At 70.9% G+C, this 23,173-nt stretch carries 18 protein-coding genes; 5 read left to right on the forward strand and 13 right to left on the reverse strand.

Annotated features, from left to right (window positions below; translation table 11 throughout):
• Positions 1-57: 57 nt before the first annotated feature.
• Together J4G33_RS09900 and J4G33_RS09905 are read right to left on the reverse strand one after the other, a co-directional pair.
• The gene (locus J4G33_RS09900) at positions 58-1,332 is read right to left on the reverse strand and encodes an ABC transporter substrate-binding protein (protein ID WP_208055799.1); all 1,275 of its coding nucleotides are present in this window, start codon (positions 1,330-1,332) and stop codon (positions 58-60) included.
• Between the two features lie 137 nt (positions 1,333-1,469).
• Positions 1,470-3,107 (reverse strand): GH39 family glycosyl hydrolase, encoded by a 1,638-nt coding sequence (locus tag J4G33_RS09905; protein WP_208055800.1) that lies wholly within the window; start codon positions 3,105-3,107, stop codon positions 1,470-1,472.
• Between the two features lie 192 nt (positions 3,108-3,299).
• On the opposite strand from J4G33_RS09905, the gene J4G33_RS09910 reads away from it, so the two are divergent.
• Complete coding sequence (locus J4G33_RS09910; RefSeq protein WP_208055801.1) at positions 3,300-4,355, forward strand: LacI family DNA-binding transcriptional regulator; 1,056 nt, start codon at positions 3,300-3,302, stop codon at positions 4,353-4,355.
• A gap of 91 nt (positions 4,356-4,446) precedes the next feature.
• Here the strand turns inward: J4G33_RS09910 and J4G33_RS09915 are convergent, their stop codons facing one another.
• The 6 genes from J4G33_RS09915 to J4G33_RS09940 form a co-directional block, all read right to left on the reverse strand.
• Entirely contained in the window at positions 4,447-6,495 is a 2,049-nt protein-coding gene (locus J4G33_RS09915) for a glycoside hydrolase family 31 protein (RefSeq protein WP_208055802.1), read from the reverse strand.
• Complete coding sequence (locus J4G33_RS09920) at positions 6,492-8,489, reverse strand: glycoside hydrolase family 127 protein (protein WP_208055803.1); 1,998 nt, start codon at positions 8,487-8,489, stop codon at positions 6,492-6,494. Before J4G33_RS09920 ends, J4G33_RS09915 begins: the two co-directional genes overlap by 4 nt.
• A gap of 3 nt (positions 8,490-8,492) precedes the next feature.
• A complete protein-coding gene (locus J4G33_RS09925; protein ID WP_208055804.1) occupies positions 8,493-9,311 on the reverse strand; it encodes a carbohydrate ABC transporter permease in 819 nt (272 codons plus the stop codon).
• Positions 9,308-10,291 carry a carbohydrate ABC transporter permease gene (locus J4G33_RS09930; RefSeq protein WP_208055805.1) on the reverse strand — a complete coding sequence of 328 codons (984 nt, stop codon included), beginning with the start codon at positions 10,289-10,291 and terminating at the stop codon, positions 9,308-9,310. Before J4G33_RS09930 ends, J4G33_RS09925 begins: the two co-directional genes overlap by 4 nt.
• 41 nt (positions 10,292-10,332) lie before the next feature.
• Positions 10,333-11,610 (reverse strand): sugar ABC transporter substrate-binding protein, encoded by a 1,278-nt coding sequence (locus J4G33_RS09935; RefSeq protein ID WP_208055806.1) that lies wholly within the window; start codon positions 11,608-11,610, stop codon positions 10,333-10,335.
• Between the two features lie 67 nt (positions 11,611-11,677).
• The gene (locus J4G33_RS09940) at positions 11,678-12,724 is read right to left on the reverse strand and encodes a LacI family DNA-binding transcriptional regulator (protein WP_208055807.1); all 1,047 of its coding nucleotides are present in this window, start codon (positions 12,722-12,724) and stop codon (positions 11,678-11,680) included.
• 539 nt (positions 12,725-13,263) lie between these two features.
• On the opposite strand from J4G33_RS09940, the gene J4G33_RS09945 reads away from it, so the two are divergent.
• A complete protein-coding gene (locus tag J4G33_RS09945) occupies positions 13,264-14,292 on the forward strand; it encodes an arabinan endo-1,5-alpha-L-arabinosidase (RefSeq protein ID WP_208055808.1) in 1,029 nt (342 codons plus the stop codon).
• Between the two features lie 34 nt (positions 14,293-14,326).
• Positions 14,327-15,202, forward strand: coding sequence for a class I SAM-dependent methyltransferase (locus tag J4G33_RS09950; protein WP_208055809.1), 876 nt, complete (start codon positions 14,327-14,329; stop codon positions 15,200-15,202).
• Between the two features lie 20 nt (positions 15,203-15,222).
• On the opposite strand, the gene J4G33_RS09955 is transcribed toward J4G33_RS09950, so the two are convergent.
• Positions 15,223-16,122 (reverse strand): AraC family transcriptional regulator, encoded by a 900-nt coding sequence (locus J4G33_RS09955; protein ID WP_208055810.1) that lies wholly within the window; start codon positions 16,120-16,122, stop codon positions 15,223-15,225.
• Between the two features lie 257 nt (positions 16,123-16,379).
• Here J4G33_RS09955 and J4G33_RS09960 point away from each other — a divergent pair, with 257 nt between their 5' ends.
• A complete protein-coding gene (locus J4G33_RS09960; protein ID WP_208055811.1) occupies positions 16,380-16,760 on the forward strand; it encodes a DsbA family protein in 381 nt (126 codons plus the stop codon).
• Between the two features lie 62 nt (positions 16,761-16,822).
• Here the strand turns inward: J4G33_RS09960 and J4G33_RS09965 are convergent, their stop codons facing one another.
• The 4 genes from J4G33_RS09965 to J4G33_RS09980 form a co-directional block, all read right to left on the reverse strand.
• A complete protein-coding gene (locus J4G33_RS09965; RefSeq protein WP_208055812.1) occupies positions 16,823-18,172 on the reverse strand; it encodes an ABC transporter substrate-binding protein in 1,350 nt (449 codons plus the stop codon).
• Between the two features lie 90 nt (positions 18,173-18,262).
• On the reverse strand, positions 18,263-19,144 hold the full coding sequence (locus J4G33_RS09970) for a carbohydrate ABC transporter permease (protein ID WP_208055813.1): 882 nt from the start codon (positions 19,142-19,144) through the stop codon (positions 18,263-18,265).
• Positions 19,145-19,148: 4 nt separating this feature from the next.
• Positions 19,149-20,108: a carbohydrate ABC transporter permease gene (locus tag J4G33_RS09975; protein ID WP_208055814.1), complete on the reverse strand. Its 960-nt coding sequence runs from the start codon at positions 20,106-20,108 to the stop codon at positions 19,149-19,151.
• Positions 20,105-21,910: a DUF4185 domain-containing protein gene (locus J4G33_RS09980; protein WP_208055815.1), complete on the reverse strand. Its 1,806-nt coding sequence runs from the start codon at positions 21,908-21,910 to the stop codon at positions 20,105-20,107. The genes J4G33_RS09975 and J4G33_RS09980 overlap by 4 nt, the downstream gene beginning before the upstream one ends.
• 129 nt (positions 21,911-22,039) lie before the next feature.
• Between J4G33_RS09980 and J4G33_RS09985 the strand changes: the two genes are divergently transcribed.
• Positions 22,040-23,155, forward strand: coding sequence for a glycoside hydrolase family 172 protein (locus J4G33_RS09985; RefSeq protein WP_208055816.1), 1,116 nt, complete (start codon positions 22,040-22,042; stop codon positions 23,153-23,155).
• Positions 23,156-23,173 lie beyond the last annotated feature (18 nt).

Raw genomic sequence — 23,173 nt, forward strand, 5'->3', positions numbered from 1 at the left:
CTCCTGAACCCGATGCGGCGAGGAGCCGCGGCGGCAGTGGCCACGAGGGTGCCTCTCTCAGTCGGTCGTCAGGCCGAGCCCGTCGAACTCGGCGACGACCGAGTCCCAGGCCTGCTCCGGGGTCTGGCTGCCGTCCTCGACGCGGCGGATCCCGTCCATGACGAGCGTCTGGATGCCGGCGAAGCTGACTCCGCGGTACCCGCCCGCGGCGGCGTCACCGGCCTCCGCGGCGAGCTGGCCGTAGATCCCGCCGACGTCCTGGCCGCCGAAGAACTCGTTCGCCGACTCGGCGACCACCGGGTCCTCGATGGCATCGAGCTGGGAGGGGAACTGGCCGTTCTCGAGGAACATCGCCACGGCCGCCTCGGGGCTGGTGAGGTAGTCGGCGAGGGTGGTCGCCCACTCGACGTTCTCGCCCGAGGCAGGCACCGAGAAGAAGGACCCTCCCCAGTTGCCACCGCCCTCGGGGAAGGCGTCCGGCGCGATCATCCAGCCGTCGATCCCTGCCGCGTTCTCCTCGATGATCCCGGTCATCCACGCGGGGGTGATCACGGTGGCCCACTGCTGCGCCTGGAAGCCGGCGCCCCAGTCCGCGTGCCCGATCGCGATACCCGCCGAGACCCCCTCGTCAGCAGCGGTCGCGAACTCCATGAAGGTGTCGCGGATCGCGTCGTTCTCGGCCAGCGGGAGGGCGTTCCCCGAGTCGGGGTCCTCGAACGCGGCGGGCAGCAGGTTGATGGCGGCCTGCATGGGGGTGGTCATGGAGTCGACCCAGCCGGCGTCGGAGGCCGTGGTGAACTCACGCCCGGCCTCGACGAAGGTCTCCCAGGTGGCGTCGTCACCTCCGATGAACTCGGCGAACTCCTCGGGCTCGGAGGGGAGCCCGGCCTCGGCCAGCAGCTCGGAGTCGTAGGCGATGGCCAGGGGGCCGATGTCGGTGCCGTACCCCTTGATCTCGCCCTCGACCGAGCCCTGCTCGGTCTTCCAGTCGACCCAGCGTCCCTCGACGGCCGGCAGGGTGGCCCAGTCCTCGGGGACGGCCATCATCTCGGTCCACCAGTCGAGCTCGACGAGGTGGACGTCGGACAGGCCCGCCCCGCCGGAGCCGAGGCCGTTGCGCAGCACGGTCTGCGCCGAGGCGCCGTCGGGGAAGGACTCGATCTCGACGGTGATGCCGTGCTCCTCCTCGAAGCCGTCGAGCAGCTCCTGGGGGAAGTCCATCCACGCAGCCACGGTCAGGACGTCCGGGGCGTCGCCGCTGCCCCCTCCGTCGGTGGCGCCCCCGTCGGTGCTGCCGCCGCTGCATGCGGTGGCGACGAGGGCGGTGGTCATCGCCAGCGCTGCGATCGAACCCGTTGTGCGCGTGATCCTCATCGTTGAGGCCCTTCTTCTGTGTGGTGGGGTGGAGAGTCGTGAAGGTGGGTCGTGAAGCTCGGTCGTGATGGAGCGGTCGTTCAGGGGGCGGTCGTTCAGGACGTGGTGGTCGGCTCGGTCTGCTCCACGAGGGACATCACCGCCCACGGGGCCAGCTCGACGTCGATCTCGAGGACCCCGTCCGCGGAGGCGGTGAGGACGGTGCGGTCCAGACGGTCAGCGACCTCGCGGAGCTCGGCGGTCTGCGTGCGGGAGAGGTTGAGCGGGGACCCCATGGCGTGCCAGGCCTCGGCGACGTTCCCGTGCTCCCAGTCGAGGACCTCGACGGCGACCCGGGCCCCCGCAGGGAGCCCTTCGACGGTGTGCTGCACGCGGAGGGCGGGGCCCACCTCGGCCAGGTGACGCGTCTCGGCGTAGCTGCGTTGCGACCCGACGCCCCGGGTGCCCATGCCCTGCGGGTAGTTGAAGAACAGGGCGGTCAGCCGGCCGTCGGACGAGGAGCGGGTGATCGCACCGTGCGGGGCCTGCAGCAGCAGACGGTCACCGAGGCGGGCGAGCATGGCCATGGCGTGGAAGGTCGGCTTGTGGATCCCCTGCTCGTTGACCAGCCCGAACCCGCCGTGGAAGGGGCCGATCCCGCCGCCGCCCTCCTCGAAGACGTCGGTGAACGTCCAGTAGGCCACCGAGTCCGCGAGGGCAGCGGCGTTGAGGAAGGCCCGGGCGATGTAGCTCGCGGCGAAGAGGGTGTCGTGGATCGCGTCGCGGCTCGAGGGCGAGCTCGACCACTCGGTGATGTGGAGCTCGGCCTCGGGGAAGGGGCTCGCGGCGATGATCTTGCGCATCGCGACGAGGTCGTCGTGGGTGGCGTCGACGTGCCGTTGGATCGGCCGCCCCTTGCCCTGGGCGTCGAAGGCGAAGTCCGTGGGGTAGAGGTGGGTGGTCAGGAAGTCGACCGGGACGTCCCGGGAGGCGCACCACTCGATGAACTCGTGGATCCAGACCGGCTTCCAGTCCAGCGCGTCGGGGTCGGGGGCCGCGGCCGTGGGGGCCTCAGCCGCCTTGTCCTGCGTCTCGCCCGCGTACCGGTCGTCGGGGACGAACACGCTCGTGGAGGGGCCACCGACCTTCAGCTCCGGGTCGACAGCCTTGATCGCCCGCGCGGTGGCCTCGTAGAGCTCGAAGTACTCCGTGCGCGTCCCGGTCCAGAAGTGCGGGACGAGGTTGGGCTCGTTCCACACCTCGAAGGGCCACCGGCGGACCTCCTCGAGCCCGTAGCGCTCGATCCAGTGCTCGACGGTGGTCCTCACCAGCTCCGTCCACCGCGCCATGTCCTGCGGGGGGCTGCAGTGGGCCTTCCACCAGAAGAGCGTCTCGGTCTGGGTGGCGAGGGCGCGGGGCATGAAGCCGAGCTCGACGAAGGGCCGGGCCCCGGCGTCCAGGATCGCGTCGAAGACCTTGTCCACGTACGCGAAGGTGTAGACCGGCTCGGGCAGCTGGCTCGGGGGGCCGAAGCCGCCGCCGTCCTCGACGCGGTACACGAACATGTCGTCGTGGAAGACCCCGTGGAAGCGCACGTACCGCGCCCCGAGCACCTCGACCGCCTCACGGAAGTGGGCCTGCCAGTCGGCACGCAGGGCCTCGTTCGCCCGACCGGCCCCGAGGCACCGGTTCCAGACGTGACGGAGCTCTTGGTCGGCAGGGGACCTCCCGTCGATGATCAGGGGGGTCGGCACGACGTGATGAGACACAGAGAGCTCCTTTGGTCCGCTGCTTGCACGTGATAGGCTCGAAATAGTTTCGCAGTGCCGTATCGCTCGCACACGGTACGACAAGCAGGCGCGCCAGGGGAAGAGGCTGGACCGGACGAGTTGTGCCCCGACCGCTTCTCGTTGAGACCGAAATTATTTCGAGGCAGTGAGGGCCCCATGACCAGCCGTTCGCCCCGCCGGAGAACCACGCTCAGCGACGTCGCCGAGGCCGCCGGCGTCTCCAAGGCCACCGTCTCCAAGGCCCTCAACGGGCGCGACGACGTGTCGGGGAGCACCCGCGAGCGCGTCCTCGCCGCGGTCAGCGAGCTGGGCTACCGGTCCAGCACCCACCCCGGCCCCGCCGACCGCACCGGCGCGCTGGCCGTCGTCTTCGACATCCCCGCCTCGCCGTACATCCTCAACGTGCTGCAGGGGGTGCTGGCCGCGACCACCGACGCGCAGCTGAACCTGCTCACACGGCTGGCCCCCGACCGCGCCGCCCGCACGCAGCGCGCCGCAGCCCGGGCCTGGGTCGCCGAGCAGCAGTCCGCCGGGGTGATCGGCATCGTGGGGCTGACCCTCTCCGAGCCCGATGCCCTGCTGGACGCGGCGGCGGAGGCAGACCTTCCGTTCGTCATGGTCGACCCGGTGGACACCCAGCACCACCGGATGGTCAGCGTCGGCTCGAGCAACTGGGCCGGTGCGCGCTCCGCGGTCGAGCACATGATCGGCCTCGGCCACCGGCGCATCGCCTGGATCGGCGGACCGGTGGCCTCGAGCGCGGCCCGCGACCGCTTCCACGGCTACCGCGCAGCCCTCGACTCTGCCGGCATCGAGCTGGACCGTGACCTGGTCCGCGCCGGCCAGTTCGACGTCAAGGCCGGAGCCCAGCACGCGCGTGACCTGCTGACCCTGCCCTCTCCCCCGACAGCCATCATGGCCGCCGACGACGAGCTCGCCGTAGGTGCGCTGGCCACCGCGCACGAGCTCGGCGTCCAGGTCCCCCAGCAGCTGAGCGTCATGGGCTTCGACGACACCCCGCAGGCCGCCTGGACCACGCCTCCGCTCACGAGCGTGCACCAGCACCTCGACGGCATGGGACGGGTGGCCGTCCAGACGGTCGTCGCGATGACGGCCGGCACGCGCCCGGCGTCACGGCACGTCGAGCTGGCCACCTCGCTGACGATCCGGGCGACGACGGGGCCCGGGCCGGCGGAGCTCTCGGGGGACTGAGGGGGCGCCCGACGGCGCTGACGACCAACCAGCGGGCCGTGGTTGAGGCCTCACCGAGGGAACCGAGCAGCTCGACCACGAGGCCGTGCGTTCACGTCAGGAAGGCCGCCACGACGTCGTCTGCGCACCCGTCGCGCAGGAACACGGGGATCCTCTCGAGCGACGTCGGGACGGACACCCGCCGGCCGCCGTCGTGCTGCGCGCCGGTGTGCACGTCGAGCCATCGGCTCCCCCGCGGCAGGTACACCTCACGGCTGGTCGCACCCGGCTCGAGCACCGGCGCGACGAGGACGTCGCCGCCGTACATGTACTGGTCGTCGAGGTCCCACGCGACGGGGTCCCCGGGGAACTCGTGGAACATGCCACGCATCACCGGCTGACCGGCGGTGTGGGCCTCGGCCATGAGCCGGCGGGTGTACGGCCGCAGGCGCTCGCGCAGGTGGACGTGCGCAGCGAGGATCTCGTAGATCTCCTCGCCGAAGCTCCAGAGCTCGTTGGGCCCGCCGGAGCGCAGGCGGCGGGAGCCGTCCGGCCCGGTGATCAGCTGGTAGGGCTTGCGGTCTCCGTGCAGGCGCATGACGGGGCTGAACGTGCCGAACTGGAACCAGCGCACCAGGAGCTCGTGGAAGGCGGGATCCTCGCCGTCGCCGCCGTGGAACCCGCCGATGTCGGTGGTGAACCAGGGGATGCCCGCGACGCCCATGTGGATGCCGGCGGTGATCTGGCGGCGCAGGTCCTCGAAGGTCGAGTGGATGTCACCGGACCAGACCAGGGCCCCGTAGCGCTGGCTGCCTGCCCAGGCGCAGCGGACGAGGTTGACGACGTCGTCCTGGCCGCTGGCCTGCTGCCCGTCGAAGAAGGCGCGGGCGAACATCTGGGGGTAGATGTTGCCGACCTTGCTGCCGGAGCCGAGGTGGTAGCGGTAGTTGTCGTAGTCGTAGACCCCGTACTCGGGCTCGGCCTCGTCCAGCCAGAAGGTCCGGACCCCGAGGTCGTGGTAGTTGCGACGGCAGACGTCCCACAGCCATCGCCGGGCGGCCGGGTCGGTCACGTCGAGGAAGGCGCTCGGCCCCTCGAAGGACATGTGGACGTCCATCCCCCGTTCGGCGCGGACCAGCATGTTCTGCCGGGCGAGGTCGGCGTAGTTCTCCGAGGCGTAGGCGATCTGCGGCCAGACGGACACCATGAGGTCGGTGCCACGGTCGGCCAGCTCGGCGACCATGGCGCGCGGCTCGGGCCAGAAGTCCGGGTCGAAGCGGAAGTCGCCCATCTGCGGCCAGTGGAAGAAGTCCGCGACGATCACGTCGAGCGGCAGGCCGCGCCCGGTGTGCGCGGCGGCGACGTCGAGCAGCTCCTGCTGGGAGGCGTAGCGGAGCTTGCACTGCCAGAACCCCAGCCCGCGCTCGGGCATGACCGGCGCGTGGCCGGTCGCGTCGGCGTAGGCGGCACAGATCGCGGCCGGTGTGCCCCCCGCGGTCACCCAGTAGTCGAGCTGGTCCGACGTGCTGGCGAACCACTCGGTGCGGTTCGCGGCGAAGGTCGCCCGGCCGACGGCGGGGTTGTGCCAGAGGAACCCGTAGCCGGCGCTGGACATGACGAAGGGCACGGTGGCCTGCGAGTTGCGGTGCGCGAGCTCCAGGGTGGAGCCCTTGAGGTCCAGGACGTGCTGCTGGTACATCCCCATGCCGTAGAGCTTCTCGTCGCGGTCGGCCTCGAAGGCGGCGGTCACCTCGAGGTCACCGCCCAGGTGCCCCCGGAGCCGGCGTGCCTGGAGCGCCAGGGAGCCCCCGGGGTCGAGCTCCCGGAACAGGAGCGTGCCGTCGGGCTTGTGGAAGCTGACCGCGCACCGGAAGCGGTGGTGGCCGAGGACCTCCGCCACCTCCTCGGAGTGCCGGAGGACCACGTGGAGGTCGCCGTTGACCAGCGTCGCGACCGTCCCGTCGACCGTGACCTCACCAAGGACCGGCTCCGGGGGCAGCAGCGCCCACTCGGTGTCGAGGATCTCGCCCTTGAGGGTCGCGCGGACCCGCACGCTGCTCGGACCCCAGGCCTCGACGACCAGGGTCTCCCCACCGCCGCGCCACACGACGCGCTGCCCGTCGACCTCGAAGGGGGACGTCGACTGCTCCGGTCCGGTCATGCTCGCTCCTCTGACGTCGGCAGGAAGACCCTCATGGTGCTGGGGGCACGCTGGGCCCACTGGTGGTAGGGCACCAGGGGCAGCTCCAGCGACTCGGTCGCGATCTCCGGTGGCGGCTCGCTCCGGTAGGTGCCCGTGAACCCGGAGGCCGCCGCGGGCGCTGCGCCGGGCACGACGACGGCGTCGATGCGCGCCCCGGGTGCGTCGTCCCGCACTCCCCCGGCTGTCCGCACGCGGACGTCCTCGACGGCCACCCCCTGGGGCAGGTCCACCGACTCCAGGCACAGCACGACCGGCCCTCGCTCGACCGCCACGCAGCTGCGGACCGCGTCGATCCGTGGGTCCGGCCACGTCAGTCGCGGGAGCACGGGCAGGGTCAGGTCGATGCCGTCGCCGGGACGGAAGACGGCTGCCACCACAGCCCACCCCGGTCCGACGGGGCGGGGACCGGGGTCGGAGTCGGACTTAGAGTCGGAGTCGGAGTCGAGCGTCGCCCCCGTCGCCCACTGCGGGACGCGGAGGCGCAGGGTCACGGGGCGTTCCGGCGCCTCGAGCACCTCGACGTGCACCTCGCCGTCGACCGGGTACCCGGTCACCACGCGTAGCGCGAGCGTCCCTCCCCCGCCGAGCTCGACCCGCACCTGGCCTGCCGCGTACTGCAGCAGGTCCACCGTGTCGCCGTCGACCGCGACCGCGTACGTGTTCCAGCTCGCGAGGGTGCGGGCCACGTTGGTGGGGCAGCAGGAGACGTCGAACCACGGGGCCCTCGTGCCGCCCTCCGCGCGCGGGTTCTCCACCCCCGGGAGCACGTCCACGCCGGCCACACGCTGGTGGAGCGGGTTGGCGTAGAAGAAGGCGGTGCCGGCCTCGTCGGGGGAGGTGGCGAGCACGTTGACGAAGGTCCGCTCCATGAGGTCGACGTACCTGGGGTCCCCGGTGGCGAGGTACAGGCGCCAGCTGACCATCGCCGACGCGATCCCGGCGCAGGTCTCGCAGTAGGCGCGGTCCGCCGGCAGCTCCCAGTCCTCGCCGAAGCCCTCGTCCTGGTGACGCGACCCCATGCCGCCGGTGATGTAGGTGCGGCGCTCGACGGAGCGGCCCCACTGCCGTCGGATCGCCTCGAGGAGGTCCTGGTCGTCCAGGTCGACTGCGACGTCCACGGCGGCCGCGCTGAGGTACAGGGCGCGCACGGCGTGCCCACGCCACGCGTCGGCCTCCCGCACGGGCACGTCGTCCTGGAAGTAGGAGGGGCCCAGCAGCGGGATCCGGCCGAGCAGCCCACGCCCGCGACGCTCGACGAACAGCCGTGCCTGCTCGACGTACCGGGGCTCGTCGAGGGCCCGGCCGAGCTCGACCAGTCCGAGCTCGATCTCCGGGTGGCCGCAGATGCCCTCGCGGCCGCCCGCGCCGAAGGTGTCGCAGACCTCGTCCGCTGCTCGCCGCGCCACGTCGACCAGGCGGTCGGGGCCGTGCGTGCGCAGCCGGGCGACGGCGGCCTGCAGCAGGTGGCCGGTGCAGTAGAGCTCGTGCCCCATCTCGAGGTCGCTGTACCTGTCGGCCTGGCCGGGATGACCGAAGCAGGTGTTGAGGTACCCGTCGGAGTCCTGCGCGGCGGCGATGCGCTCGGTCAGCTGCTCGAGCATGGTCGCCGCCCGAGGGTCGCCGGTACGACCGATCTCCCAGGCCAGCCCCTCCATGAGCTTGTAGACCTCGGAGTCGGAGAACTGCCAGCCGGGGCGCTCGTGGCCGGTCGACCCCTCGGCCACGCGGTCGAAGTTCGCCAGCCACCCCAGGCGCTCCATCCAGTCCAGGCAGTGCTGGAACGTGGCGGCGGCGTTGGTGGCCTGGCGACGGCCCCAGAAGCCGGCCGGGTCGAGGTGGACCTCGGCGATGCCGGATCCGCGTCGGGAGGAGCGGGCGGGCACCACCGGGCGGGCGCGGGTGGTGGACTCCGCAGCGCTGGGGGGTGCCTGCGAGAGGAGGTGTTCGGTCACGGGTCAGTCCTTCACGGCGCCGGCGGTCACGCCGGCGGCCACGTAGCGCTGGGCGACGACGAGCAGCACCGCAGCCGGGATGGAGGCGACCACCGCGGTGGCCATGATCGAGTTCCACTGGGTGGTGTTGTTCCCGATGTACGCGTAGATGCTCAGCGTGATGGGGATGAGGTCACCGTTGCGGTTCAAGGTCGACGCGAAGATGAAGTCCGACCACGCCCACAGGAACGCGAACAACGACACGGTGAGGATGGAGTTGCGGCTCAGCGGCAGCACGATCGACCGGAAGGTGCGCCAGGCGCCGGCCCCGTCGATCCGCGCGGCCTGGAGCATCTCCTTGGGGATGCCGGACATGAACGCCGTGAACAGGAGCACCCCGAACGGGACGGCGATCGTCGAGTCCGCGACGATCAGGCCCCAGACGGTGTTGAGCAGGTCCAGCCGGACGTACACGGCGTAGAAGCCCATGGCCATCACGACGGCCGGGATCATCTGCGCGACGAGCAGCACGAAGTTCAGCGTCCCGCCGCCCCGCAGGTGGAGCAGCGCCAGGGCGTAGCCCGCGGGGGCGGAGACCAGCAGCGTGAGGAGCACGCAGCCCCCGCCGATCAGCAGGCTGGTGCCCAGGGCGGGCAGCTGCTGGTCGAAGACCGCGGCGTAGCCCTCGAACGTCGGGTCCCACGGGAACCAGTGCGGTGGGTTGCGGCGCAGGTCGCTGGTCCGCGTCAGCGAGACGTTGATCATCCAGTAGACGGGGAACAGCATCAGTGCGGTGAACACGAGGCCCAGGGCGGTCCGCCACCAGCTGCGGGTCGGGGTCATGACTCCTCCTGACGTCGCTGGAGGTAGAGGTAGACGAAGCCGAAGACCAAGGCGATGAGGATGAGCAGGTTGCCCACCGCGGCTGCTGGCGAGAAGGCCGGCTGACCGGTGCCGAAGGCCTCGCGGTAGGACCACACCGCCAGGGTCGTCGAGACGTTGCCCGGTCCGCCTGTCGTCATGATCCAGATGACGTCGACGACCTTGAGCGTGTAGATGAGCCCGAGCAGGATCGTGATCGCCGAGACCGGCCGCAGCAGGGGGAAGGTGATCCGCCAGAACTGCTGCCAGCCGGTGGCGCCGTCGAGGGACGCCGCCTCGTACAGCTCCCCGGGGATGTTCTGCAGCCCGGAGTACAGGATCACCAGGTTGAACGGGATCCCGAGCCAGATGTTCGCGATGATCACCGAGGTCAGTGCGAAGTCCGGCGAGGTCAGCCAGTTGATCTGGCCGATGCCGAAGGACTGCAGGACCGAGTTGATGATCCCGCTGTCACTGTTGAGCATCCACGACCACGTCGAGGCCGAGACGATCAGCGGCAGCAACCACGGGACGAGGAACATCCCGCGCAGCACCCCGGAGAGCCGGAAGCTCTTCTGGAAGAAGACCGCGAGCGCCAGGCCGATCGTGTACTGGAAGGCGATCGACACGAATGTGAAGAGCGCGGTGTTGACCAGCGCCGTCGGGAACGCCGAGGAGGCGAAGACGTCGGCGTACTTCTCGAAGCCGATGAACTCCGCGTCCCCCTGGACGAAGGCGCGGATGGTGTAGTCGTGGACGCTGAGCTCGATGTTGCGGAACAGCGGGTAGGCGTAGAACACCACCAGGTAGACGATCAGCGGTGCCGCGAACGCCACCGCCGCCCACTGGGTGCTCGGCGTGCTCCGCCGCGGGGGCCGGGGCCCCGCGGGGGCAGCCGACCGTCGGGCGGCCACCCCCGCTGCGCTGCTCGCAGTCCCGACGGCTGCCGGGCTGGATGTCATGACGTGATCCCTTCAGGGCTCGGCGGGCAGGTCCGCTCGGCTCAGCTCGTGGCGGCCTCGGCGTTCTGCTGCGCCTGCTCGAGCGCCTCCTGCGGGGTCATCGCCCCGGACAGCGCGTTCTGGACGGCGGTCCAGAGCTGCTCGGAGATGACCGGGTAGTCGGTCCCGAGGTCGTCGCTGGTACGACCGCGGGCGTCACCGACCGCCTCGACCCACGGCTCGAGCTCCGGGCTCGCCTCGAGCAGCGCCTCCTGGCCCTCCTCGGTGGGCGGGATGTAGTACGCGAAGGTGGTCGCCGTCTCGACGAGGCCATCGGGCGTCGTCATGCACTCGACGATCTGCGAGGTCACGTCGTAGCGGGCCTCGTCGCCCTGGACGGGAGCCACGATGAACTCGCCGCCCGTGGGGGCTGGTGCGCCCCCGCCGTCCTGCGCGGGGATCTGGACGATCCCGACCTCGAAGTCTGCCTCGGCCGCGCTGTTGACCTGCCAGGTGCCGTTCTCGACGAAGGCGAACTCACCGGTGAGGAACTCCTCCCAGGTGGTGTTCTGGGAGTTGTTGATCACCGAGTTGGGTGCGTAGCCCTCGTCGAGCCAGCCCTTCCACAGCTCGACGGCAGCCAGGGCCTCGGGCGAGTCGAGCTCGCGCAGGTCAGCCCCGGCGCCCCAGAACCAGGGCAGGAACTGGAAGGAGCCCTCCTCGGTGCCGATGCCGGCGAAGGTGATGCCCCGGCTGCCTGCCGCGTCGACCTGCTCGAGCGCTCCGGTCAGCGAGGCCCAGTCGGTGATGGACGCCGGGTCCACGCCGGCCTCGTCGAGGATCGCCTGGTTGTAGTAGAGCGCGAGCGTGTTCGCCCCGATCGGGATGCCGTAGGCGGCGCCGTCCATGACCCCTGCGGCGAGGAGGTTCTCGTCGAAGGCCGCGGTGTCGAAGCCGAGCTCGTCCATCGTGGTGAGCATCCCGGTCTCGGCGAGGGTCGAGACGGCCGGGTTGTCGAGCAGGATGATGTCCGGGGAGGTGCCCTCCTGCGCCGACAGGAGCGCCTGGTTGGTCAGCGCGGTCGTGTCGTACGCGGTGCGCTCGATGGTGACGCCGGCCTCCTCGCCGCACACGGCGACGCGGTCGGCCCAGTCGGAGCCGTCGGTGTGCTGGGGGTACGGGTCCCACCAGGTGTAGGTGCCCGAGGCGCCGGCGTCCGAGCCGGTCCCGTCGCCCGAGGGCTCGGTGCTGCCGGACGAGCCGCAGGCGGCCGTTCCGACGAGCACTGCGGCGGTCAGGCCGAGCACTCCGGCACGGCGTGAGGTGAGGTGTCGCGTCATTGCAGGTCCTCTCTGGTGTGACCGACGACTTAGGGGGTGTCGTCGGGCGGGTGCTGCAGCACGGGGGTCAGGGACGACCTCCGTGCCGTGGTGACGTGGGGCGGGGAGAGGCGACGCTCCCCCGGTCCACGAACTCAGGGGACACGAACCGCACCACGTGCGGTTCGGTGGCGGCGCCGGAGTGCTCGATCCGGCGTACGAGCTGGCGGACGGCCATGCGTCCGAGTCGGTCGGGCGCGCTCTCCACCGAGGAGAACGGCAGCGAGAAGGTCCGCGCGAACTCGTCCGAGTACCGCCCGATGACCGACAGGTCCTCCGGGGCGGTCAGTCCGCGGGAGTGCAGCACCGTGGGCAGCGCGGCGGCGGCGGCCTCGTTGTTGATGAGCAGGCCGGTGGCCTCCGGGTGGGCGTCCAGCATCGCGTGCAGCTGCTGACCGACCTCCGGCTGGCCGGAGGAGCCGAAGACGGCGTGCAGCGTGATCCCGCGGTTCTGCGCCTGCTCGACGGCGGCGTTCTGCAGCCGCCAGACGTAGGCGCCGCCGCGCTCGACCACGTGCTCGGGCTGGGAGACCAGGATGAGCTCACGGTGGCCGAGTCGGTGCAGGCGCTCGACCATGAGTCGCCCGGCCTCCTCGAAGTCGAGGTCGAAGACGTCCACACCCGTGCAGTCGGCGGGGAGCCCGACGAGCGCCCCGGGCTGGGAGGCAGCGCGCAGGATCGGCAGCCGGTCGTCGTCCTCGGCGACGTTGAGCAGCACGATCCCGTCGACCATGCGGGAGTCGGTGATGCGGCGCAGCGCGCGGGTCCCGTCCTCCTCGGTCACCAGGAGGATGTCGTAGCCCAGCTCCCGGGCGGTGTTCGAGACGCCGAGGATGTACTGCAGCATCGCCGGGGCGAACTCGTCCTCCATGAACTGCGCGAGGAGCCCGATCACCATCGTCTGCGACGTGGCGAGCGCCCGGGCACCGGCGTTGGGGGTGTACCCCAGCTCGCGGACGGCGGCCGCGACCCGCTCGCGGACCTCCTCGGAGATGGCGCGCTTGCCCGACAGGGCGTAGGACGCCGTGCTGCGTGACACGCCCGCGATGCGGGCGACATCTCCGATGGTGGCCACTCTGCCTCCCGTGTCGTGCGAACCGGTTCGACGCTAGCGCACGGAATCCTGCGAGATCAAGAGGTGTGGGCGGGTGTGCCCCTCCGTCGACCCATCGAACCGATTCGCACGCCGTACGCTCGCATCGCGGCGGCCGGCAGCGCTATTAGGGGGCGCTACCGGCCGTCGCCCTCGTTCGACGGCGTCGCGCCGCGGGCTGTCGATCAGGGCGGGCGCCGCGCCCCCCACGGGCAGCGAGCTCCAGGGCGATCTGACGACGAAGGCCCCCACGACCGCGGTGAGGCCTCGCTGCACCGACGGTCACGAGACCGTTGACCGAAGCCAAGACCCCACGTAGACTCCTCTCTACATCGATGTAGACGCAGGAGACCTCCGATCGACAACGCCGTCGACGTGACCGGGAACGGGCTCGGCCGAGGGCAGACAGACAGCAACGGGGCTGATCCGTCCAGATGATCGCCCCCCGATGCACAGATGGGGACACACTCATGCCGATCACGACCCATGACCACGCCCGCTGGACGCTCAGAGGAGCGTTCATGCTGGTGCTCGCCCTGGCCGTCAGCATGGTCGCCGGGATCTCCGGTGCGCAGGCCTCCGCTCACCAGCAGGGTCCGCCCCCGTCGGGCTGCCTCGCCCTGACCGGAGACACCGGCTCCACCACACCGGTGGACGACCCGGTGCACGACCCCGCGATCTTCAAGGACCCGTCCACGCAGACGTACTACGTCGCCTCGACGGGCATCCTGCAGTCGCCCGAGGACCCGGGCGGCATCTACCTGCGCCGTTCCGTGGGCTCCTTGGTGGGCCCCTGGGAGTCGCTGGGTGCGCTGCCGGTGCCCGAGTGGGCGCTCGAGTACGACTCGAACCACCTCTGGGCGCCGGACATCGTGCGCACCGGCGACACGTTCTGGATGTACTACGCGGTCTCCCAGCTCGGGACGCAGAACTCGGCCATCGGCGTGATGTCGACCACGACGCCCGCCGACCTCGCCAGCTGGCAGGACCACGGCCCGGTGTTCACCTCGGAGCCCGGGGACCCCTACAACGCGATCGACCCGCAGGTGCTCAAGGACCGGGGCACCTGGTACCTGGCCTTCGGGTCGTGGTGGGAGGGCATCCACCTCGTCGAGCTGACGGACATGACGTCGGTCACCGGTGAGCCGGTGCAGCTGGCGGAGGTGACCGGGGCCCCGTCGCTCGAGGCGCCCACGATCGTCGTCCGGCAGGGCAGCTACTACCTGTTCACCTCGCGCGGCTTCATCGTCAGCGACAGCTACCACGTCCAGGTGGGTCGCTCCACGAGCCTCACGGGCCCGTACGTCGACCGTGACGGCGTGCCGCTCCTCGAGGGCGGCGGGACCGTCGTGCTCGAGACCGAGGGTGGGGCCGGCGGCCAGGACGTCATCAAGGACCGGGGCCGCTACTACATGGTCAACCACGTCTACGAGTGGGAGCCGGACCTCCAGATCCGCCTGCAGATCTGCGAGCTGCAGTGGGACGAGGGCTGGCCGCAGATCCCCGAGGACGACGGACCGACGACACCTGGACGGAAGGGACCGCGCTGACCCGGTGAGCACGGGCGCTGCTAGCGTCCGGCAGGTGTCCGCCGACGAGTACCTCGAGCTGAACCGCACCAACTGGGACGCCCGCGCGCAGGTCCATGCGCAGGGCTACGGGATCGACCGGCTCCTGGCCGACCCGGAGGCTCTCTCGTCCGTCGTCGCGTTCGACCTCCCGCGCCTGGGGGACATCGCAGGCCTCGACGTCGTCCACCTGCAGTGCCACCTCGGGACCGACACCCTGAGCCTGGCCCGCCTGGGCGCACAGGTGACGGGCGTCGACCTGTCAGGCACCTCCCTCGACGAGGCGCGGAGCCTGGCGCAGCGCGCCGGTGCGGAGATCGAGTACGTCCAGTCCGACGTCTATGCGGCACCCGAGGCGCTCGGCGGCCGACGCTTCGACCTCGTCTACACCGGCATCGGCGCGCTGTGCTGGCTGCCGAGCATCGGTCGCTGGGCGCAGACGGTCGCCGAGCTGCTGCGCCCGGGCGGCCGGCTGGTCGTCCGGGACGGCCACCCCGTGCTGCTCTCGGCCGTGGCCCTCGAGGTGGGCGCGGAGCACCCTGACCGCGAGCAGCAGCCGTGGATCACCGGGCCGGGCAGGGTGACGCCTGCGCTCGAGCTCCCCTACTTCGAGCAGCCCGTCCCCCTCGTGTGGACCGACGAGTACAGCTACGCAGGTGCGGACGCGGTCGCGCAGCCGCGCTCGATGGAGTGGAACCACGGCCTGGGCGAGATCGTGACCGCGGTGCTCGACGCCGGCCTGGAGCTGACCTCGCTCACCGAGCACGACAGCGCCCCGTGGGAGGCTCTGCCCGGCCTGATGGTGCTCGACGAGCAGATCGACGAGTACCGCCTGCGCGACCGCCCCGAGCGCTTTCCGGCGACCTTCACCCTGACGGCCCGGCGGCGCTGACCGCTCAGGCCCTGACCTGCTCAGCCCTCGCGCGAGACGGCGTCCCGGAGGGCGGCGACGTCCTGGCTGGGCGGTGCCCCGAAGTAGCGGCGGTACTCGCGGCTGAACTGCGACGGGCTCTCGTAGCCGACCGCGTAGGCCACCCCCGCGACGTGCCCCGGCTGGGCGAGCAGCTGCAGGCGGGCCTCCTGCAGGCGGATCTGCTTCTGGTACTGGATGGGGCTCATCGACATCACCGCCTGGAAGGAGCGGTGGAAGGTCGACGGGCTCATGCTCGCCTGCCGGGCCAGGTCCTCGACGCGGACGGGCTCGGCGTACCGCTCGCGCATCCACCGGACCACGTGGCTCACCCGGTTCAGGCTGCTGTCGGCCAGGCCCACCTGGCGCACGGTGGCCCCCTGGTCGCCCGACATGATCAGCCACAGGGTCTCGCGCTCGATCAGCGGCGCCAGCACCGGGATGTCCCGCGGGTGGTCGAGGAGCCGGAGCATCCTCGCCGCGGCGTCGATCAGGCGGTCCGAGGCGCTCCCCACGGCGACGGCCGGGGCCGTGCCCTCTCCGCTCGACGACGGGCGAAGGCTGGCGGCAGCCGGGGTCAGCATCAGCTCCGCCACGGTCTCGGCCCGCAGCTCGAGCCCGAATCCGAGGGCAGGCTCGTCCGCCGTCGCGTCGAGGAACTGCCCCGAGACGGGCAGGTCGACCGACACGACCAGGTACTGCCCTGCCCCGTAGTCGTGCACCGTTCCACCGACCGAGAGCCGCTTGGCGCCCTGGGCCACGAGGGCGAGCACGGTCCCGGTGGTCGACGCCTCGCGGCCGCTGCCGGTCATGCGCGAGACGAGGACGCCGGGGATCGCCGTCCGGGCCGTGCCGGCGCGCACGTGCCGGCCGATCAGGGCCCGCAGCTCCACCAGAGACATGCCTCGAGTGAACCAGCACGACCACGGATCGGCGTCCTCACCGCGACAGGGGTGGCGGCCGTGCTGGGCGCCACGACGTTCGCTGTGCTGGGCGTTCGTGAGAGGAGCCGCGCACCCCGGCGGGGCCCGCTGCTCCGACCGCTCGACGTCTCGCGGGACCCGGTCCTCGGCGATCCCACGGTCGCCGTCGTGAGCGTGGTCGAGTACGGCGGGTCACGAGCCCGTACGCCCCGGCCGCCGCCGAGATGCGCGGCGAGATGGCTCACCGGTTCGGGGACGAGATCGTCTACACGTTCCGGCACCTGCTCCTCGACGGCCCGCTGGACCGCTCGGCCGCGCTCGCCACCGAGGCGGCCGGGGCCCAGGGACGCTTCTGGGAGATGCGTGACGCGCTGCTCCTCGAGGCACCCCTCACGACCGAGCGGCAGGTGATGCGCGCGGCCGTCGCCGCCGGGCTGGGCCTGCACAGCGCCCCGAGCTATGTCATCGCCAACGAGCTCTACGAGGGTCCGATCGACGCGAGGTCCGTCATCGCCGCGGTGACGGCTGCGCGAGACGCGGCACGGGGGGTGGCGGGGACGGCCCCATCGCGCACCCCGTGGCTCGGCTCGCCCCCTCGGCGACCCGCGCCTCGGTGAGGAGCCCGACTGCGGACGGGGGCCGACCCGCAGGTCGCCCCCCGTCCGCACCTCGAGGGTGGTCAGCCGCCGAGGACGGCCTCGATCTGCTGGTCGATGCGCTCCCCGGCCTCTGCGGCGGTGCTCTCGCCCCGCCACACGGCGTCGAGCTCACGGACGGCGATCTCGTCGACGGTCTCGGACCACTGCGGGTGGAACGGCAGCGGCTCGACCCGGTTCGTCAACGAGTCGAGGTAGACCGCCGCGTTGTCCTCCGACTCCCCCTCGAGCAGCCAGGACGGCCCGTCCTCGACGAGGGACTCGAGCACCGGCAGGCCGAGGCCCGTCGGCGAGTTGATCCGCTGGCCTTCCTCGCTCACCACGAACTTCACGAACTCCCAGGCGGCGTCCTTGTTCTGGGAGTTCTCGGGGACGGCGAGCGTGACGAAGAGGCTGGTGGTCTTGCCCTCCTCGAGCGAAGGCATCGGCGCCACGCCCCACTCGTCCTCGAGGTCCCGGATGAAGAAGGCGTTCCAGCGCCCGTTGAGCTGCATGGCCAGCCGACCGCTCAGGAACAGGTCGGTGCCGTTGAGGCCCATCTCGGCGAACGCGTCGGGGCTCGGCGCGACGGCGGGCTCGGTGAGCCACAGGTCGGCGATGGCCTGGACCGCCTCAGCCGTGGCCGGGTCGGCGTACGTCGATGCGGTGCGGTCCTCGTTGAAGAGCGTGCCGCCGTTGGAGTAGACGGTCGGCATGTACGTCGTCCAGCCGGCGCCGTAGTCGATGCCGTACTGACGGACCTGGTTGCCCTCACGGACCGTCAGCTGCTCGGCCGCGGTCCGCATCTCCTCCCACGTCCAGTCGTCGGACGGGTACTCCACCCCGGCCTCGTCGAAGAGGCGCTTGTTGTAGTAGACCATCATCGGCGTGTTGTCCTTGGGGAAGGCGAACATCTCGTTCTCGGGCGTCACCAACGGCTGGACGGTCCCGTCGATGTAGGCCTCGAGGTCGACACCGTCCCGCTCGATGTACGGCATGAGGTCCTCGAGCACCCCGCGCTGACCGAAGCTTGACACCAGTGCCTCCCCGACGTAGAAGACGTCGGGAGCGTTGCCCCCGGCGATCTGCGTCAGCATGTTGGCGCCGAAGGCGCCCGCGTCCGAGACGTGGTCGAGCTCGACGGTGATCTCGGGATGCTCCGCCTCGAACGCTGCCTTGAGCTGCTCCTGGACCTCGACCTCCTCGGGCACCCCCCAGAAGGCGTAGCGGATCGTGGTCTCCCCACCGGCGGCGGCGCCGTCACCCGTGCCACTCGGCTCGTCGTCACCGCCTGAGCAGGCGGCGAGGACGGTGACTGCCAGGACGGCGCCGACGGTGCCTGCGGCGATGCGCCGCGTGAAGGGGGTGCGAGGGCGTGCTCTGTAGATGCTCATGATCTCCTCATCGAGATGTCCGCTCGGGTTGATGGCTGGAGGGCGCGGGGTCGGCGGGCCGCCGGGGAGGCCCGGGTGGGTGGGGGAGGCTCAGGCCTTCATGCCTGAGAGTGCGATGCCCTCGACGAAGTACTTCTGGGCGAAGAGGAACGCGATGAGCATCGGGATCAGCGAGACCACGGCACCGGCCATGAGCAGGCTGTGGTCGGTGGCGTAGAGGCCCTGGAAGGTCGCCAGACCGATCGGCAACGTCTTGAGGTCGTTGTCCTGGATGACCAGCAACGGCCACAGGAAGTCGTTCCAGACCCCCAGGATGTTGAAGACCGCCAGGGTGGCGACAGCCGGCTTGGTGAGCGGCAGGAAGATCTTCCAGAAGATGCGCAGGGGCCCGCAGCCGTCGATCGTCGCGGCGTCCTCGAGCTCCTGCGGCAAGGTCATGAAGAACTGCCGCATGAGGAACGTCCCGTAGGCGCTGCCGAAGAACTGCGGCACGATCAGCGCCCAGTAGGTGTTGATCCAGCCGAGCTCACGGATGATCGCGTACGCCGGGACGAGCGTGACCATGAACGGGACCATCATGGTGCCGAGGTACAGGACGAACAGCTTGTCCCTGCCCGGGAACTTGAGCCGGGCGAACGCGTACCCGGCGGTGCAGCAGAAGGTGACCTGCCCGAGCGTGACCGTCAGGGTCACGAACACCGAGTTGAGCAGCATCCGCGCCATGGGCAGCGCCTCGAAGAGGCGCACGTAGTTCTCCCAGCGCAGCGCTTCGGGCAGCAAGGACGGCTCGAACGAGAAGATCTCCGTCGAGCTCTTGAGCGAGGTCGAGAGCATCCACAGGAACGGGAGCAGGCAGGCCAGGGCGCCCAGGCTGAGCAGCACGTAGGCGATCACCCGGGAGACGGTCGAGCGGCGCGGGCGACGCGGCGGGGCCGCGGGGTCCATGGTGTCAGGGCGTACAGAGATCGTCATCGCGTCATCCCATCTCGTACTGGACGCGTCGGCCGATGAACCGCATCTGGATCAACGTGGCGACGAAGAGGATCACGAACAGGAGCCACGCCATGGCAGACGCGTAGCCCATGCGGAAGAACTCGAAGGCGTTCTGCCAGAGCCAGTAGTAGTAGACGCGGCTCGCGTCACCGGGCCCGCCGCCCGTCATGATGTAGACGACGTCGAACACCTGGAACGAGCCGATGATCGACATGACGGTGACGAAGAACATCGTCGGGGTGAGCAGGGGCAGCGTGACGTTCCGGAACTGCTGCCAGGCGTTCGCGCCGTCCAGCTCGGCCGCCTCGTAGAGGTGCCGGGGGATCGCACGAAGACCCGCCAGGAAGAGCACCATGTTGTAGCCCATGGACTTCCAGACCATGACCAGCACGAGTGACGGGAGCACGAGGTCGGGGTCGGTCAGCCAGTTCTGCCCCGGGATGCCGATGCTCTCGAGGAACTGGTTCAGGAGGCCGAACTCGGAGTTGTAGACCCACCGCCAGACCATCGCCACGGCGACCATGGAGGCGATGACCGGCAGGAAGAACGCCGCCCGGAAGATGTTGATGCCGCGCAGCTTGCGGTTCAGCGCGAGGGCCAGGCCCAGGGAGGCGGCGATGCCGAGGGGGATGCTCATCAGGGCCAGTGCGGCGGTGTTGCGCAGCGAGACCCACAGCTGCGCGTCGCCGGCCATGCGCTGGTAGTTGTCCAGCCCGACGAACTCGGGGTCGCTGACCATGTCCCAGCTCGTGAAGCTGAGCCCCAGCGAGATGACGATCGGCAGCAGCAGGAAGGCCGCGATGCCCAGGAAGTTCGGCGCGATGAACGCGTACCCCCAGAACGCCTGACGGCGCCGTCCGCGGTGCCGCCAGGTGCCGCGGATGGCCTTGGCCGGTGCCGGCGCGCTGGGCGCGACGGACGGCGGCTCGGTGACCTGTGTCATCGGAGATGCACCTCGAGCTCGGCGACGGTGGTGAAGGACTGGGCTCCGCCCGGCTCGCCGACGAGGCGGATCCCGTCCCCGACGACGTCGGGGAAGCTGAACGTGTAGCGGTCGCCCGCCGTGGCCGGGCCGGAGCCGTACCCGGGGCTGACGGAGACTTCGTCGACCGGCTGCCACCGTCCGTCGCGGCGGACCTCGACGGTCGGCTCGGCGACGAACCGGCCCCCGCGCGAGTCCGCCTCGCCGTGCACGAGCGTGACCTCGTTGACCCGGTGGGCGGAGGGCCAGGTGAGGCCCCAGACGTCCGTCGTCTTCGGCGTGCGGTTGTTGCTGTCTGCCACGGTCGTGAGCTCGCCGTCGTGGATGGCCCCGGCGAGCCCGAGGCGCGCGTGGGTCACGAGAGGCACGGCGCCGTCCTCCAGCGCCAGGTTGCGGGTCGCGTCGGGCGCGTTCTGGGCGGGGGCGTCACCACGCGGCTCGATCACCAGCCGGCGCAGAGCCAGGCGGTAGGTGTTCTCCGGCACGCTCGGGGCACCGACGAACCAGTTGCTCTGCGCCCACATGGTCCGTCCGTCAGCGCTGATGAACTTGGAGGGGACGACGACGCCGTACCCGCCGTGCACCCCGCCGTCCTGACCGGTGCCGGTCCAGGGGTAGGGCCCGAAGTCCTCTTGCGCGAGGTGCTCCCACGGCCCCCACGCGTTCGGTGCCTCGTAGATCTCCCAGGTGTACTCGGTCCACGAGGTGTAGAGGTACCGGTCGAGGCCCGGGTTGTACACCACGCTGCCCTGCGAGAGCACGCTCATGTCCGCGGCCCCGCTCACGGCCAGGCCCTCGTAGACCCGTCGGCTGTCGCTCAGCACCGGGGTGCGGTCCTCGATCGATGTGCTCCAGCGCGGGCCGTCGTCCCCCGCCCCGGCGAAGAACTCCCACGTGGCACGGTCCTGGACCGAGGCGGCCGGGACGCGGGCCAGAAAGAGGTCCGTGGGATCCGTGACGGTGTCGCTGAAGGAGTCTCGCCAGTTGTGGTCGAGCCCGTAGGCGTAGACGTATCCCTCGCCGCCCGCCTCCACCAGCGAGGCGTGCGCGTTGCTCTGGCCGAGGTCGAGGAACATGATCGTGGTGAACACGTGCCCGTCGAACATGGGGGCCTCGCGGTCCCAGTGCCACGTCCTGCCGTAGTCGTCGGACCGGACGATCGTCGCGGCCGGCGCCTCGTCGAAGGCCTGGGTGTCGGGCTTCTTCCGCAGGTCCTGCACCGCGAGGTACAGCTCGTCCCGCCCGTCCCCGTCTCCGTCGACCGCGACGATGCCGGTGGGCTTCCGGTTGAACAGCACCGTGTCGGACCAGATCGGCCCGACGACGGCCCCCTCGGCGAGCCTCTCGCCGGTCAGGCCCGTCTCGGGGTCACCGTCGACCCGGTTGACCACGATGTCGGACCAGGGCAGGTCAGAGAACCCGGTTCCGTCACCGTTCGCGGTGTACAGCGCGCCGTCGTCGGCCCACGTCATGGGCCACAGGTCGCCGTCGCTCTCGGTGAGCACGGTCGTCCTGGGCTCGACGCGGACGGTCGCGGCGAAGGTGCTGCCGAAGGCCTCCACGGTCTGGGCTCCTTCCGTCGTGGGGGCGGCGCCGTCCTGGGGGGCCCCCGCGTCGCACGCGGCGAGGAGCGCGACGGTCGTGGCCGCGGCCAGCGAGGCGACGGCGCCTCGCGGTGCGCGTCGGACGCCGGTGGCGGTGGCGGTCTCACGCCGGTCCGGGAAGGCCTGCGATGCGCCGTCCACCACGGTGTGCCCGGGCATGACCACCCTCCTCTCAGCGTCGAGAAATCGATTGCAGTAAGGTAGGTACTGCCGCGCGGGTCTGTCAACAGGTCCGGCGCGGTCGACCTCGTCGGGGGGTCGTACGACGACACGAAGGAGTTTCGTTCCATGGACCACGGACTCAGCTCGACGGCGCTGTCGGCGCTCCGACGCGTGCGGACCCGGTCGATCAGCCCCGAGAACTTCGACGGCTCGGTCGGCGGTGGCGGCAGGGCCACCGAGGGGACCGGCGCGGAGTCAGCACGCGATCTCGGACCGGGGTGGAAGATCTCCCCCAGCGTCGACGTCGCACCGGGCGAGACCTTCGACCTGGCCCGCATCGACGAGCCGGGGAAGATCACGCACATCTGGATCACCACGCACACCGACCACTGGCGCACCCTGGTGCTGCGGGCGTACTGGGACGGGTCCGCCGAGCCGGCGATCGAGGCTCCGTACGGCGACGTCTTCTGCAGCGGGTGGGGCAGGTTCGCGCAGGTGAGCTCTCAGCTCGTCGCAGCGAACCCGCAGGGCGGCTTCAACTCGTACTGGCCCATGCCGTTCCGCCGCAGTGCGCACCTGACGATCGAGAACACCTCGACCGTGACCGTGCGGGTCTACTACCAGATCACCTACGAGGTGGGCGGGGACTACTCCGACGAGGGCTACCTGCACGCCCAGTGGCGTCGCAGCAACCCGCTCGAGGACCGCACGCCGCACACCATCCTCGAGGGCGTCGAAGGCGCCGGGCACTACGTCGGCACGTACATCGCGTGGGGCGTGAACTCCCCCGGCTGGTGGGGCGAGGGCGAGATCAAGTTCTTCATGGACGACGACGAGGAGTTCCCCACGATCTGCGGCACGGGCACCGAGGACTACTTCGGCGGGGCCTGGAACTTCGACGTGCCCGGGGCGGGCTACACCGAGTTCACGACGCCCTACCTGGGGATGCCTCAGGTGATCCAGCCCGACGGGCTCTACGACAGCCAGCAGCGCTTCGGCATGTACCGCTGGCACGTGGCGGACCCGATCGTCTTCGGCGAACGGCTGCGGGTGACCATCCAGGCCCTGGGGTGGCGCAGCGGGTGGCGCTACCTCCCGCTGCGGGACGACATCGCGTCGACCGCGTGGTTCTACCTCGACCGGCCCGCCACGCAGCGCCCGCCCGCGCCCACCTTCGACGCCATGGAGGTGCACATCGGCACGGCACCGGTGCCCGACCTCGGCGCGAGCCCGCCGCGCTGACCCGGCGGCGCCGCCCGC

Source organism: Actinotalea soli, from assembly GCF_017565425.1.
Taxonomy (GTDB): Bacteria; Actinomycetota; Actinomycetes; order Actinomycetales; family Cellulomonadaceae; genus Actinotalea; species Actinotalea soli.